The 14,301-nt window shown below is 70.0% G+C and carries 13 protein-coding genes; 9 read left to right on the plus strand and 4 right to left on the minus strand.

Annotation, left to right across the window (positions count from 1 at the left end; all coding sequences use genetic code 11):
• The first annotated feature begins 24 nt into the window (after positions 1 to 24).
• Positions 25 to 1,050, plus strand: a complete 1,026-nt coding sequence (locus tag AB0G47_RS10555; protein ID WP_360766694.1) for an AraC family transcriptional regulator — start codon at positions 25 to 27, stop codon at positions 1,048 to 1,050.
• On the opposite strand, the gene AB0G47_RS10560 is transcribed toward AB0G47_RS10555, so the two are convergent.
• Positions 977 to 1,867 (minus strand): dienelactone hydrolase family protein, encoded by an 891-nt coding sequence (locus tag AB0G47_RS10560; RefSeq protein WP_360766697.1) that lies wholly within the window; start codon positions 1,865 to 1,867, stop codon positions 977 to 979. The genes AB0G47_RS10555 and AB0G47_RS10560 overlap by 74 nt on opposite strands.
• Before the next feature lie 88 nt (positions 1,868 to 1,955).
• Between AB0G47_RS10560 and AB0G47_RS10565 the strand changes: the two genes are divergently transcribed.
• The 3 genes from AB0G47_RS10565 (at position 1,956) to AB0G47_RS10575 (ending at position 5,079) form a co-directional block, all read left to right on the plus strand.
• Entirely contained in the window at positions 1,956 to 2,468 is a 513-nt protein-coding gene (locus AB0G47_RS10565; protein WP_360766700.1) for a hypothetical protein, read from the plus strand.
• Between the two features lie 170 nt (positions 2,469 to 2,638).
• A complete protein-coding gene (locus AB0G47_RS10570) occupies positions 2,639 to 3,346 on the plus strand; it encodes a serine protease (RefSeq protein ID WP_360766703.1) in 708 nt (235 codons plus the stop codon).
• Between the two features lie 38 nt (positions 3,347 to 3,384).
• A complete protein-coding gene (locus AB0G47_RS10575) occupies positions 3,385 to 5,079 on the plus strand; it encodes a hypothetical protein (RefSeq protein WP_360766706.1) in 1,695 nt (564 codons plus the stop codon).
• Positions 5,080 to 5,091: 12 nt separating this feature from the next.
• On the opposite strand, the gene AB0G47_RS10580 is transcribed toward AB0G47_RS10575, so the two are convergent.
• Together AB0G47_RS10580 and AB0G47_RS10585 are read right to left on the minus strand one after the other, a co-directional pair.
• On the minus strand, positions 5,092 to 5,502 hold the full coding sequence (locus AB0G47_RS10580) for an NUDIX domain-containing protein (RefSeq protein ID WP_266871671.1): 411 nt from the start codon (positions 5,500 to 5,502) through the stop codon (positions 5,092 to 5,094).
• A 10-nt stretch (positions 5,503 to 5,512) separates the two neighbouring features.
• Entirely contained in the window at positions 5,513 to 6,379 is an 867-nt protein-coding gene (locus tag AB0G47_RS10585; RefSeq protein ID WP_360766710.1) for a radical SAM protein, read from the minus strand.
• Between the two features lie 317 nt (positions 6,380 to 6,696).
• On the opposite strand from AB0G47_RS10585, the gene AB0G47_RS10590 reads away from it, so the two are divergent.
• A complete protein-coding gene (locus tag AB0G47_RS10590) occupies positions 6,697 to 7,899 on the plus strand; it encodes a cytochrome P450 (RefSeq protein ID WP_360766713.1) in 1,203 nt (400 codons plus the stop codon).
• A gap of 25 nt (positions 7,900 to 7,924) precedes the next feature.
• The gene (locus tag AB0G47_RS10595; RefSeq protein ID WP_360766880.1) at positions 7,925 to 8,116 is read left to right on the plus strand and encodes a ferredoxin; all 192 of its coding nucleotides are present in this window, start codon (positions 7,925 to 7,927) and stop codon (positions 8,114 to 8,116) included.
• On the opposite strand, the gene AB0G47_RS10600 is transcribed toward AB0G47_RS10595, so the two are convergent.
• On the minus strand, positions 8,117 to 10,660 hold the full coding sequence (locus AB0G47_RS10600) for a polysaccharide lyase family 8 super-sandwich domain-containing protein (RefSeq protein WP_360766715.1): 2,544 nt from the start codon (positions 10,658 to 10,660) through the stop codon (positions 8,117 to 8,119). It abuts the gene before it with no gap.
• 134 nt (positions 10,661 to 10,794) lie between these two features.
• Between AB0G47_RS10600 and AB0G47_RS10605 the strand changes: the two genes are divergently transcribed.
• From AB0G47_RS10605 to AB0G47_RS10615, 3 genes are read left to right on the plus strand one after another with little or no spacing between them, the layout of a single operon-like run.
• Complete coding sequence (locus tag AB0G47_RS10605) at positions 10,795 to 11,394, plus strand: chemotaxis protein CheB (RefSeq protein WP_360766718.1); 600 nt, start codon at positions 10,795 to 10,797, stop codon at positions 11,392 to 11,394.
• Positions 11,394 to 13,337 (plus strand): CheR family methyltransferase, encoded by a 1,944-nt coding sequence (locus AB0G47_RS10610; protein ID WP_360766721.1) that lies wholly within the window; start codon positions 11,394 to 11,396, stop codon positions 13,335 to 13,337. Before AB0G47_RS10605 ends, AB0G47_RS10610 begins: the two co-directional genes overlap by 1 nt.
• A 25-nt stretch (positions 13,338 to 13,362) precedes the next feature.
• Positions 13,363 to 14,250 carry a GAF domain-containing protein gene (locus tag AB0G47_RS10615; protein WP_360766724.1) on the plus strand — a complete coding sequence of 296 codons (888 nt, stop codon included), beginning with the start codon at positions 13,363 to 13,365 and terminating at the stop codon, positions 14,248 to 14,250.
• The last annotated feature ends 51 nt before the right edge of the window (positions 14,251 to 14,301 follow it).

The raw sequence follows: 14,301 nt of genomic DNA on the forward strand, positions 1-14,301 counted from the left end.
GACAGATCTTTGACCCTGTACGACATGTCCGTGATCAGATCGGCGGGGCTGCGGGGCTTCCGTGCCACGGTGGCGGAGCTGGGCGGTGACGCCGAGGCCTATGCCCGGCAGGCGGGCTGCCCGACGGCCGCGCTCGACACGGACGATCTGCTCGTCCCCGAAGAGGCGATGGCCACGGTGCTCGAGCTGGCCGCCGCCGATCTCGGCTGCCCGGATCTGGGCCTGCGGATCGCCGCCCGGCAGGACCTGGGCATGCTCGGCGCCCTCGCCCTCGCCATCCAGAACTCCGCGACCCTCGGGGACGCCCTGGAGTGCACCACGCGCTACCTCTTCGTGCACGCGCGCTCGCTGAGCCTCAGCCTGGAGCCCGATCCGTACGGCACTCCGGGCGTGGCGGCGCTGCGGTACGGCGTGCGCGACGGCGTTCTCCAGGGCGCCGAGGCGCCGCCCCAGGGCATCGACCTCTCCCTCGGCTTCATGCACCGGGCGATCGGCTATCTCGTCGGTCACCCTTACGGGCTCGGCTCCGTAGAGCTGCCGCACCCCCTGCCGGCCCCCCTCTCCACGTACGAGGACTTCTTCGGCGTACCCGTGAAGGGGAACCGCCCGGCGGCGCTGCTCCGTGTGCCGCTGAGCCTGGCCGACCGGTCGCTCGGCGGCTCCAACGCCGAGCTGCGCCGCCTCGCGCTCGCCTATCTCGACGAGCAGTCGCTCAGGGAGCGCACGGACGTGGTCGGCCGTGTCCGCGCCGTCGTCGCGCGCTCGCTGGGCACCGCGCCGCCCGAGATCGACACCGTCGCCCGGCTCCTCAAGGTCCACCCGCGGACCCTGCAGCGGCGGCTGCGCGACGAGGGCACGACGTTCGCCGGGATCATCGACACGGAACGCCGCGGCGCCGCCCGCCGCTACCTGACGACAACCGACCTCCCGCTGGGCCAGATCGCCCTGCTGCTCGGCCTCTCCGAACAGTCGGCCCTCAACCGCTGCTGCCGCCGCTGGTGGGGGGCGACGCCGCGGGCGGTGCGGCAAGGGGACGTGGCGGGGGTTTGAGGGCGAGCAGTCGCGTACGGAAGAGGTCGAGGACCTCGTCGAGCGCGGCCCTGGTCGGCTGGCCCGGTTCGTCGATGAGGTGCTCGGTCAGGACGGAGTGCGGCGGCAGGACGCCATCGGGGTTGGCGTCGCTGTCGTCGATCTCGACGGCGGTGAACGCGTCGCCCAGCTGCTCGCGCAGGAAGGCGAAACGGTCGCCCGGAACCAGCCGGTCGCCGCGGAAGCGCATCCCGAGCACCCGGAGGCCGTCCCGCTCGCAGCGGCCCTTCACCACGGCGAGCTCGTCGGCGGAGATGTCGATGCCGCAGGCACGGCGGGAGTTGACGGCGAGCGGCAGCGAGGGCTGCGAGAGGACCGGGGCGAGCAGCCGTTCGTCGGTGGCCATCGCCAGGGCGAAGCCGCCGGTGAGGCACATGCCGACGGCGCCGACCCCGGGGCCGCCGCACCGCTCGTGCTCGTGCGCGGCGAGGGCGCGCAGCCAGCTGGCCACGCGTGAGCTGCGGCCGGTGGCGAGCAGGGTGAACTCCCGGCTCACACAGACCTTCAGGGTGGTCGACGCCGTGTAGAGCCCTGCCTTCAGCTGCCCGTGGGTCTTGGGGTCGGGGTCGAACCCGGGTTTCCCGAACAGCACGGGGAGCACGGCCGTGCAGCCGACGGCGGCCACCTGCTCGGCGAACGCGAGGACCTTGGGCGTGATGCCGGGTATCTCCGCCATCACGATGACGGCGGGTCCTTCCCCGCGCCGCAGAACCCTGCGGGTGGTGCCCTCGTGCGTGAAGAGACCCCGGGTGAATCCCGTGAGGTCATGGTCGGCCATGCGATACGCCCTTCCAACTCGGCTCCGGCCAGGGGTTGTTGCCGTACAACGGCTACCTCGGCCCGCTTCCGGGCGCCATGATGCCGGAGTGACACTCAGTCCGGCCGCGGCGGCGATCATCGGGATGAGCCTGGGCGCTCTCGCCTCCTTCTCCGGGGCGTGGTTCACCCAGCGCGCGACGGACCGGCGCGAGCGTGAGAGCCGCGTCTGGTCCAGGCGCATGGATGTCTACGAGGAGGCCATGGTCGTCGTGCGCCGACTTGGTGGCCTGCGCGGGGAGTTGGGCAGGACCGGGGACTGGCCGGACGGCACCGGTGCGGCGCTGACCGACGCCGATGTCCTGGCGGCGCGGCTCGAGATCTACGCCTCGGTCCCGGTCCTCAAGGCGCACTTGGCCACGTTCCGGGCGATGCGGGCGTGGATAGCGGCCTGGGAGGAGTGGGACAACCAGGAGGGCGGCTATGCCCGAATGGCCGAATCCGACGAGCTGTGGCGGGAATTCATCCGGCACGTGAAGGAATCAGAGAAGTCGGACCATGAGTTCCTGAGCATTCTGCGCAAGGAGGTGCACGGGAAAAGATCTCCGCAACTCGGGCCCTGAGACGAGTTGTTGCGCGATTACTCCCGGCCCGGAGGCGTGAGTGGCTATCATTGCATGTTCCACGCGCAATTGCGCGATTCGTTCTTGGGATCGGACGGGGGGACGAACCCATGACGCACCCCACACACTTGATCCAAATACTCCGGGGAAACCGTCGTATCGCATCCGGCGTGCGCCTGACCAAGTATTTCGCCCTGACTGCCGCGCACTGCCTCGGAGACGACCGCAAGGCGCGGCTGCGACCGGTGGTGGTCCGGCTGGCGTGCGGCAGGCGCCTGGCCGGTGAGGTGAAGGACTGCGACCCCCTCACCGACATGGCCCTCGTGAAGATCATCTTCGGCAAGGGTGAGAAAGTGCCGCTGCCCGGCATCAACTTCGACGCGGCGCGACGGGGCGAACCGTGGCGGGCGGCGCACCGGCCGCCGGGCAACGGCGTCGAGCTGCGGGGAACCGTGAGCGACGTTTCGGTCATCTATCAGAGCACGCACGACGACCAGGCCGTCAGCTGCCATCTGCTCCGGCAGGACGGTTCGTGCGGCAACGTGAAGAAGTTCGTGGGCAGCCCCGTCGACCGGGAGGAGCTCGATCCCGACCGCCCTTCGGTCGTCCTCGGCCTCATCGTCGCGCGGCCCGCCGCCACGGAAGCCCCGCAGGACACGCTCTTCGCCGGTGTGATCGACGAGGCGGTGCGGCGGTTCGACTCCTTCAGGTTCCGTCCCGAGCCCGCACGGCCGCTCTCCGAGTCCGAGCGGATCTATACGGTCCTCCAGGATCCGCAGGCGGAAGCGGCAGCCCGCAAGGACCACACGGTGCGGGAAGGCCTGAAGAAGGCCGGCGTGTCCAGCTACGTGAACCTGCGCTGGAACCACCGGCCTTGACGAGGAAGCCGCGCAGGCGGGCGGCCCCTGGAGGGGACATGACGACCATCAACAGCATCAGTGATGCGCTGAAGGCGGCGGAGCGTGCACTCGAGGCGCAGGGGGACGCCCGCGCGGACCTCAAGGAATCACTCGCGGGCTACGTGAAACGCCTCACGAGTCCGGACGGGCCGCACGCGCTCCTCTGGGACTCCGCCCGACAGCACATCAATCTCGCCCAGCTGCTCCTCGCGCTCGGCATGACGGAGCGCTCGCTGTCCCTCGCCGACGTGACGCTGCGTCATATGGAGATCGTCGAAGCGGACAGGGAGATGTTCGCCCCCGACACCTGGAACGAACTGGGCTCGCTGCTCGCGGAGCACGACGATCTCGACCGGGCCCGCATGGTCCTCATGTACGCGCTGAACCGGGCACAGCGCAGGGCCGCGCCCGAACTCGGCAGGATCCTCGCCAACTTGAGCGCGGCGAGCCTGCGGGCCGGGCATCCGGAGGACGCGGCGGTCTGGGCGCAGAAGGCGGTCGCCGTACTGGGGCGGTCCTACGGCGCCGACCCGGAGGCCCGCCTGACCGCCGACTGGGTGCGCGTGGAGGCGGCATCGAACCGCCGGGACATCGCCGAACTCAGGCGCGCCATACCCGACTTCGCCGAATCAGTGGACTGGTTCATCACCAGCCTCAAGGGCGACGACGATCCCAAGGCCATCGCCGCCCGGTCCGCACTGGCCGAGGCGAGGTTCCGGGTGGCGATGGCCGAGCAGAACGACGAGCAGGCCGAGGAGCAGCTCGGCGAGCTGGAGATCGCCCACCTGCGGGCGGTCGCGCTGCTCGGCTCGGAACACCAGCAGACGCTGATCGCCCAGGCGGCCCTCGCCGCCGCGGAGTACGAGGCGGCCGAGGGCACGGACCTCTGCACGTCGCGCAGGCAGCAGGCCGTGGCCCTGCTCGACGACGCCACCGCCAAGGCCGCGAGGACCCTGGGCAGTGACCACTCCCAGACGCTCGAACTGCGCGCCGCGCTCGCGGACATGCGGGGCGACTCGGCCCCGTCCGACGAACTCCCGTACGCCATCGAACGCGTCTACACACCTGAGGAGAGCTCGGCCCGCAACATGACCAAGGGGAAGGCGATAAGGCGCGAGCGCAACATGATCAGGCTGGTCGCGCACGCGGGTGCGTCCTTCTTCCTGAAGGACCTGCGGCGATTCCATCCCCAGCTGATCCATGCCCTGAACCAGGGCAGCTACTTCTACGCCATCATCAGCAGCCCCTGGAACTCCCTCGCCATGTTCACCAAGCATGACGCGACGGCGGAGCGGCCCAACTCCGACAACATCGTCGACATCGTCGTGGCGAGCGATTACTACGACAAGACGTTTCTTCCGGTACTCGACTCCTACCGCTCGCTGGAGCAGACATATCCCGGTCAGGTCGAGTTGCGCATCACCCACATCGACATCCCCGGATCGACGCTTCTGACGACGCACAAGGGATTCTTCGAGCCGTACATCACTTCCAACCCGGAACGCCGGACCCGGCGCAAATTCAATGTGTTCGAGGTGGAGTTCCACAGGGACAGCAGGTATTACGCCGACAGCCGGGCCGAGTTCGAGGTCCAGTGGGAGCTGGCGAGCACGCTGATCCAATTCCAGGCAAACGAGGATCAGCACAAGATGGCGCTGCGGGACGCCGTGCGCGCGCAGTCCCTCGACTACCTCAAGTCGATGCGGGAGTAGCCGGCAGAGGCGTCACGGAAGATGGAGAGCGCCGCCCCTGACGCTGCGCAGCACCCCCGCCGATCCCACGAACACCGCGTCCGGCAGCGCGTCCAGATGCCAGAACTCCCAGCGCACACACCGCTCGGGCTCTCTGACCCGGGGCTCACCGGCGAAGTCCAGGATCTCCACGCCGATCTGCATGTGGTGATTGGCCGCCGGGTCGGGATCGGTGACACACGCGACGCGGGTGCCGATCGCGCGCAGCCCCGTCTCCTCCTCGAGCTCCCGGCAGGCGGCACCGGCCAGCGACTCGCCCACTTCGAGATGGCCGCCGGGCAGCCCCCATGTGCCGTGTCCGAAGGTGTTGGCCCGCAGCCCGAGCAGCACGCGGCCGCCCGCCCGGACGATGGCCTGGACCCCTACGCGTACCTGTGTCGTCATGGCGGCCCTCTCACTCGTCCGGGTAAGTGCCGGTGAAATTCTCGATGTTCTTGGATCCCTCGACCGCGGCCGGCAGCTCTTCGGAGGTCTCCGCGAGCCGGTCGAAGAAGTTGCCCATCCGCCGCTCGCCGCACTCGTCGATGACGACGACCTCGCAGTCGGGATCGATGAAGAAGTAACTGCCCTTACGGGTGCGGTTGCGGTACACGCGCAGGGCGACACCGCGCTCACGGGCGGCGTCCTCGCACCGGTGGACCACGTCCTCGAACTCCTCGTCGCCGAGGGAGAGCCAGTCCCGGTTGTCCGCACCGTAATTGGTCTCGGACATCTGGTACACCTTCCACACGTCGGGCAGGCTGGAGTCCTCAATCAGATTCAGGACGCCGGGCGCCCCCGCGATGTTCAACCTGGTCACGACCGTGCCGAGCTTCACCTGGACATGCCGGTGATTCCTGCGCACCTCGCCGAGCAGGCCGAGCACCCGCTCCCGGTGCGGCGCGACGCCCGTGCGCAGCGCCCGGTGCTCGTGGGCATCGGCGGACTCAAGGGGCAGCGCGATCCAGGAGAGGCTGGGCAGCACCCGCTCCATCGCCCGCAGCGGGGCAAGGCCGTTGGTGCTCAGGACGACCTTCGGCGATGCGCCGTACGCGTCGGGTTCGCGCAGCGTCGCGGCGAGCTCGTCGAGATAGGGGAGCAAGGTCGGTTCACCCCCGGAGATGACGACGCCGCGCACGCCCCCGTCCTTCAGCGCGGCCGCGACCTTGAGCGCGTCACCCCGGGACATGGAGGGGACCTCATGCCGCGGACCAAAGCAGAAGGGACAATTGAGGTTGCATCGCCCAATGGGTCGCATATCGACGAAGGCGGGGATGTGCATGGAGGGACTGTAGCGATTCCGTGGGGCACGCGCCCTTCCACCTCACGGGTCGCGGACGAGACGAACTGACGAACACCTGCCCGCCCTGCGCGCCCATCAAGCCCTCCTCCGGACCGCACACCCCCGTGACGCGCCCGTACGCCTGGGCGTGCGCCAGGAGGTGCGGACGCAAGAAGGTTGAGCGGACGGAGCGATTCCGGCCAGTCGCAGCCGCCGAAACCCCTCCCATCTGGCCTGTCTTGCGGTGTACGAACTAGATGCCCCAGGCATCTAATGGGATCCGGAAAAGGGAGCCTCTCCGCTTGTGAGGTACATCCATGACGGACTCAGCCGCAGCCACACCCATCTCCTTCCCCCAAGACCGCACCTGCCCCTACCACCCGCCCGAGGCCTACGAACCGCTGCGCGAGGAGCGGCCGCTCTCCCGGGTCACCTTCTTCGACGGGCGTTCCGTCTGGGCGGTCACCGGACAGCACGTCGCCCGCGCACTGCTCGCCGATCCACGGCTCTCCACCGACCGCGAGAACGAGGCGTTCCCCGCGCCGACCGAACGCTTCGCCCAGGTCCGCAACCGCCGCGTCGCCCTGCTCGGCGTCGACGACCCCGTGCACAACGCCCAGCGCCGCATGCTGATCCCCAGCTTCTCGGTCAAGCGCGTCGCCGCGCTGCGGCCCCGGATCCAGGAGATCGTCGACCGGCTCCTGGGCGCCATGGCCGAACAGGGGCCGCCGGCCGAGCTGGTCGGCGCGTTCGCGCTGCCGATGCCGTCCATGGTGATCTGCGCCCTGCTCGGGGTGCCCTACGAGGACCACGACTTCTTCGAGGAGCAGTCCCGGCGGCTGCTGCGCGGCCCGCACGCCGATGACGTACAGCGGGCACGGGACGAACTCGACGCCTACTTCGACGACTTGATCGAGCACAAGCGGCGCACACCGGGCGACGGCCTGCTCGACGAGCTGGTCCAGCGGCAGCTGGCAGCGGGCGCCGTGGACCGCGGCGAGCTGCTCAGCCTGGCGACGCTGCTGCTCGTCGCGGGGCACGAGACCACGGCGAACATGATCTCCCTCGGTACGTTCACACTCCTCCAGCACCCGGAGAAGCTCGCCGAACTCCGCGCCGAGCAGGCCCTGGTGCCGGCCGCCGTCGAGGAGCTGCTGCGCTTCCTGTCCATCGCGGACGGGATGCTGCGGGTCGCGAAGGAGGACATCGACGTCGCGGGCCACACCATCCGCGCGCACGACGGCGTCGTCTTCTCCACCTCCCTCATCAACCGCGACACCGCGGCCTACGACACCCCGGAGGAACTCGACTTCCGCCGCACGAGCCGCCACCACCTCGCCTTCGGCTTCGGCGTGCACCAGTGTCTGGGCCAGAATCTGGCCCGCGCCGAGCTGGAGATCGCCCTGCGGAGCCTCTTCGAGCGCATGCCGGAGCTGCGCCTCGCGGTGCCCGCGGCGGAGATTCCCTTCAAGCCGGGCGACACCATCCAGGGGATGCTGGAACTCCCCGTGACGTGGTGACCGACAGGAGATACGGGAGATGAGCATGCGGGTCCATGTGGACAAGGAACGGTGCGTTGGCGCGGGCATGTGCGCGCTCACCGCGCCGAGCGTCTTCACCCAGGACGACGACGGCCTGAGCGAGGTGCTGCCAGGACGCGAGGACGGCGGCGGCGACCCCCTGGTGCGTGAGGCGGTCCGGGCGTGCCCGGTGGGGGCCGTCACCGTCGAGGACTAGCTAGCGCAGCGTCACCGTAAAGCTGCGCCCGTACGCGTGCCGGGTCCGCACGTCGATGCGGGTTCCGCCCGGCACGCGGCGCACGCGTACGCCGTCGTCGGCCGTGACCTCCCGCAGCGAGCGGCCGCGGAGCAGGACGCTCACCGTGTCCCGGCCCATGGTCGGGTCGGACACGGCGACCGTGGTCTCGGCGCCGCGCCCGGTGCGCCGCACCAGCACGGAGGAGGGGCCGTCGAGCCGTACGCCGGCGGCCTCGTGGCGCCCTGCGGTGAAGCTGTTCGCGGCCGTCAGGCCGAGGCCCGTGTGCGTGACGGCCTGCAGCCGCACCGTGTTCGCGAGGACCTTCAGCGGCCGCCCCGAGCCGTACGACCGCAGCGCCGCATCGGCCGCGTTCGGCACCAATGCGTAGGCCAGGCGCGCTGGTTGGGCACCGGCCGCGCCGTCCACCGTCACGCCCAGGACGTTGCGCGTCACGGGCGTGTCCGGGTTCGCGGTGCGCACGACCCGGCGGCTCCGGGTGACCCGGTCGAGGGCGACCCGTACCTTCGGGGTGTCCAGGAAGACGTAGCCGACGGCGGTGCGCTGTGTGGCGTTGGCGTACCGCAGCCAGGACAGGTCGCCCGTGCCCGCGCCGGTCCATGGGCGGCCGTCACGCAGCATCCCCGTGACGGACACCTGGTCGTCCGGCGCCGCGGTGCGTGCGTCGACCGTCGTCGTCACGGCACGTCCCGCTTCGTCGCCGACCCCCGCGGCGAGCACCACGATCTCCTCGTCGAGCAGGAACCAGGATTTCGTCGCCGTCGCGTTGCGGTACACCACGAAGTCATCGGGCAGCAGCTCCCGGTCCCGGTGGGCGACATCGCTCGACTGCACCATCGCAACCGCCCCGTACGCCCCGAGCACGGCGCCGCCGGAGTGCCCTTCGGTGCCGCGCGGGAAGTAGACGTACTTGTTCTGCGACTCGGAGGACGAAGTGAAGTTCAGCGGGTGGCCGGGGTTGTCGTAGTACGGCTTCCCGTACAGCTCGGGGACGGTGCGGCGCCGCTCGACGGGCGCGGTGACACCGGCGAGGCCGTACGGCGAGACCGTGGTGAAGTAGTCGACGCCGTACGCCTGGGTCTGGTCCTGCCCGGAGAGATAGAGGTAGTGCGCGCCGTCGCCCTGGAACCACGGCATGAGGTTCTCGCCGCTCATGTACTCGTACTTGCTGATCCGGTCGGAGCTGCGCGCAAGCGCGAAGGCGTAACCCGGCCTGCGGTGCACGGTCTTGTCCATGGCGTTGAAGGCGACGCTGCGCGCCGCGGGGTTGAGGTCGGCGGGCGGCACCGAGGCGTCGCCGATGATGTCGGCGTAGCGGACGATGCTGACCGGGGAGACGAAGCCGGTGGGGTTGAGGGCGATGCGCGAGGTCGCCCGGACGTGCTTGACGTAGCTCTTCAGGGCGGTGGCGTCCGCGCCGGTGGAGAGGGAGGAGAGGTCGACGACGGCCTCGACGACGACCGCGACATCCATATAGCCGCCGTCAGGACGCGACACCGCGCGTCCCTTGACGATCTCCATCATCCAGCCCTCGAAGATGAGCGGCGCGAAGCCGTCGCGCACCCACTTCTGGACGGTCGGCACCAGCTCATCGCCCTGCGCGAAGCCCGTGCCGTCGAGGATCTTGAGCGTCTGCACGACCCGGGTGAGCAGGCTTTTGCCGTACGAACCCGTGTACGCGACGGAGGCGTGCTGGATGAAGGAGCCGTCGGCGTAGTAACCGTCCGTGACCCCGTGGTTCAGGTGGTACGGGTCGATGGTGACGAAGACCGTCAGCTGGTCGGTGAGCGCCTTGCGGATGCGGACGTCGCCGCCGTCGGGCAGCAGCGCGCCCTGGAGGATCCGGTTGGTGGTGATGTCGGCGAGGTTGGCGCCGGTGTGGAAGCGCGAGTCGAGGTTCACGTCCCCGTCGATGCCGTTGCGCAGGTAGGCGTCCATCGAGGCGACGTACGTGGCGATGAGGCCGGGCCTGTGGGTCCGCACCTCGTCGACCAGGAGCGCGAGGGTCTTGCTGATGTGCTGGGAGATGCCGATCTCCCAGTGGAACCAGTTGCCGTAGTAGCCCTTGGACTGGTCGCCGTAGTAGCGCTCGTGGAGCCAGCCGAGTCCGTCGATGACGCGGCGCTGCACGGCCGTGTTCCCGTAGAGGTCGGAGGGGGTGCCCGGGGCGCGGGTCGCGAGGGCGATCTCGTACAGCCGTTTGAATGCCGTGTTGAGGTTGGTCTCGTCGGTGCCGAGCACGAGACCGGCGAACAGCTCGCCGTCGGCCGCGTCGTCCATCGACTTCAGGTTCGTCCGCGCGGTCTTGTCCACGGCGGCGAGCTTGGCGGCCGTCTCGGGGCGGGCGTTGGACTCGGCGGTGCCGGCGAAGACCGCCACGGTGTTGGCGATGAGCCGGGCACTGTCCTCGGCGGCTTCGGCGGCGGAAACCGGCACTGAGGGGATCACCGCCAGGAGACCGGCCGCCGAGAGGGCGGACAACAGGCGTCTGCGGGTGATCTCCATGGCGACCTCCGCCGGTGTGTTGGCGATCTGGCGTTCTGGCGGGCGGAGTCAAGCAGATGCCATGAACGGCGACAAGAGGCCGTGCCGCGCCGCACGGACCCGCCGGTCCGCCGCGCAGCGACTAGGCTCGGCATATGACGTCCGAACAGCACACATCAGGGCAGTACGCCGTCGTGGCTGTCGCGTCGTCCGCCGGCGGCATCCAGGGTCTTGGCGCGCTCCTGGGCGCGCTCGGCCCCGGTCTGCCGGTGCCGGTGCTCGTGGTCCAGCACCTCGACCCACGCCACCGGACGCTCCTTGCGGAGGTGCTCTCCCGGCGCACGGAACTCGACGTCAAGCTGGCCGAGGACCACGAGAGCATCCGCCCGGGGACGGTGTATCTGGCACCGCCCGACCGGCACCTCCTCGTGGGCCCCGAGGGCGTCCTTTCCCTCTCGGACAGCGAGCTCGTGCACTTCGTGCGCCCCTCCGCCGACCTGCTCTTCGAGTCGGTGGCCGGCGCGTACGGATCGCGGGCCATCGCCTGTGTGCTGACCGGCACCGGTGTGGACGGCGCCATGGGCGTGGACGCGGTCAAGTCGCGCGGCGGCACCGTGATCGCCGAGGATCCCGAGACCGCGCAGTTCGCGGGGATGCCGTCGGCGGCGGTCGGCACGGGCTCCGTCGACTTCGTACTCCGTCTAGAGGAAATCGCCGCGGCCGTCCGCGGACTCGTCGAGAGCAAGAGGCAGTGATGAGCAAGTCGTCCGGCGCCGGGAGCGGGGCAGCGCCCGAGCAGAGCACCGGCACCGAGCAAGGGGCCGGCGGCAAGCGCGGGCCGGTGCCCGAAGTCGCCGTCGACCAGGGCCTGGAGGACCTGCTCGGCTTCATCCGCGACGCCCGGGGCTTCGACTTCACCGGCTACAAGCGGTCCACCCTTGGCCGCCGCATCCGCAAGCGGATGGACGACGTCGGCGCGCAGGACTACGCCGACTACCGCGACCTCCTTGAGACCGACACCGTCGAGTTCCGCACGCTCTTCAACACGATCCTGATCAACGTCACCTCGGTGTTCCGCGACCCGGACGCCTGGGAGCTCCTGCAGCGTGAGGTGGTCCCCCAGCTGATCGCCGATCTGGGGCCCGACGAGGAGATCCGGGTGTGGAGCGCGGGCTGCTCCAGCGGCGAGGAGGCTTACTCGCTCGCCATCATGTTCGCCGAGGCGCTCGGCATCGAGGAGAGCCTGAACCGCGTCAAGATCTACGCCACGGACGTCGACGAGGAGGCGCTGCGCGACGCTCGCTCGGGTCAGTACCCGGCGAAGAACCTCGAATCGCTCCCCGTCGAGCTGCGCGACAAGTACTTCGAGCGGCACGGCGGTCAGTACGTCTTCCGCCCGGATCTGCGGCGCCGGGTGATCTTCGGCCGGCACGACATCACCCGGGACGCCCCGATCTCCCGCCTTGACCTGCTCGTCTGCCGCAACACCCTGATGTACTTCAACGTCGAGGCGCAGACCCAGATCGTCGACCGCTTCCACTTCGCGCTGCGCGAGGGCCGCTATCTCTTCCTCGGCAAGGCCGAGATGCTGCTGAGCGACGGCGAGCGGTTCGAGGCGCTCAGCATCCGCCAGCGCATCTTCCGGCGCCGTCCCGGCGGCAGCACCCCGCCGTACCCCGCGATCCCCATGAAGATGCGCCCCGGCATGGGCGCCGAGATGCAGGCCGTCTCGCGGACCCGCCAGCTGCGCGACCTGATCCTCGACGCCGCTCCGGGCGCCGCCGTCGCCCTGGACGAGGACGGCCTCGTCGTCATGATCAACAACGAGGCCCGGGGCCAGTTCGGCCTCACGACCCATGACATCGGCCGCCCCTTCCAGGATCTGGAGCTTTCCTACCGGCCCACCGAACTGCGCTCCCTGATCGACCAGGCCACCCATGAGCGCCGGACGCTGCGGGTGAACGGGGCGGAGCGGCGCATGGGCAGTGAGGTGCAGTACTTCGACATCGTCATCCAGCCCATCTCCGGAGGCCAGGGACTGCCGGTCGCCACCAACATCACCTTCACGGACGTCACGCTGGCGACCCAGCTCAAGGCGGAGGTCAAGCGGGTGCGCGAGGACCTGGAGACCGCGTACGAGGAACTCCAGTCCACCAACGAGGAGTTGGAGACGACCAACGAGGAACTCCAGTCGAGCATCGAGGAGCTGGAGACCACCAACGAAGAACTCCAGTCGACGAACGAGGAGCTGGAGACCACCAACGAAGAGCTCCGGTCCGGCAACGAGGAACTGGAGACCATGAACGACGAGATGCGGCTGCGCTCCACGGATCTGGACGAGGCCCGCGCCTTCCTCGAGGGCGTGGTCAGCAGCATCGCGGCGGGCGTGGTGGTCCTCTCCTCCGACAGCCGGGTCAGGAGCTGGAACCGCGGCGCGATCGACCTGTGGGGGCTGCGGGCCGACGAGGTCCTCGACGAGGAGTTCTTCGCGCTGGACTTCGGGCTGCCCACCGACGGTCTGCGCCAGATCGTCCAGGAGTGCATCGCGTCGGGGAAGCGGGCGGGCCCGGTCGTCGTCCCCGCCGTGAACCGCATCGGCAGAACCATCGACTGCTCGGTGATCTGCTCTCCGTTCGACGGGCACAACGGAGGTGTCGTGCTCCTCATGGAAGACGTCGCCGAGTCGGGCGGCGGCTGACCCCGCGAGCCGTATTCTGGTGAACATGAAGGCCATGGAAGGCAGTTCGCCGTCCGCGGACGGCCAGGCCGAAGCCGCCTGGCAGCGTGCCGTTCGGGCCGCCGACCGCGCCGCGCGCGAGACGGCGACCGCCGAGCGCCATGACCGGCGCTTCCTGGAGACCGGCCGGGTGTTCCACTCGGAGATGGCCGCACGGCACCGCGCGGTAGCCGAGCGGCATCTGACCACGGCCCGCCTCCAGGAGTCCTACGCCCGCCGGGTGCGGGAGTGGGCGAACGGCCACGGCCCCGGGCGCCGGGAGGCCAAGAGTGTCGGCCGCCCCTTGTTCATGGCCGGAGTCGCGGAGGCCTGCGGCACCCTCAGCGCCGCGCTCACGCTGATGGGCGACGATCTGAGCCAGCTCGCGGTCGCCGCATCGGACCGGCCTTCGCGCGGCGCCCAGGATCTGGAGTACGTCCTGACCGCGGGCCCCGGGCGTGAAGCGGCCCGCGCCGGCAGCGCGGTGTATGTGTCGGGCGCCGCCATAGAGGAGCGCTGGCCCGGCTACGGCTCGGGGCTCGCCGCCTTGGGCCTGAGCTCGGTGGCCGCACTGCCGCTGACGGTTCCGCCGCGCTGCATCGGCGCGCTGACCGTCTTCGACCCCCCGTCGGCACTCGCCGGGTCGGGGGCGCTGTGCGAGGTCGCCGCGGCCCTGACCGCGGGGGTGCTCCTCGGCCCCGACGCGGATCCCGGCCTTTACGGCGGCGCCGACATCCGGGCCGCGGTGCACCAGGCGGCGGGCGCCCTGTCCGAGCAGACGGGCGGCTCGATCGGTGACGCCCTCGCGCTCATCAAGGCGCGGGCCTTCGCCCTGGGCGAGTCCCCCGAGTCGGTGGCGCACCGCTTCCTGTCCGGGAAGCTGAAGCTCCACTAGCCCTCCAGCCCTCCAGCCCTCGCCTCAGGGCATGTTCACCGGTTGATAGCG

The organism is Streptomyces sp. NPDC021622 (genome assembly GCF_040640795.1).
Classification (GTDB): Bacteria; Actinomycetota; Actinomycetes; order Streptomycetales; family Streptomycetaceae; genus Streptomyces.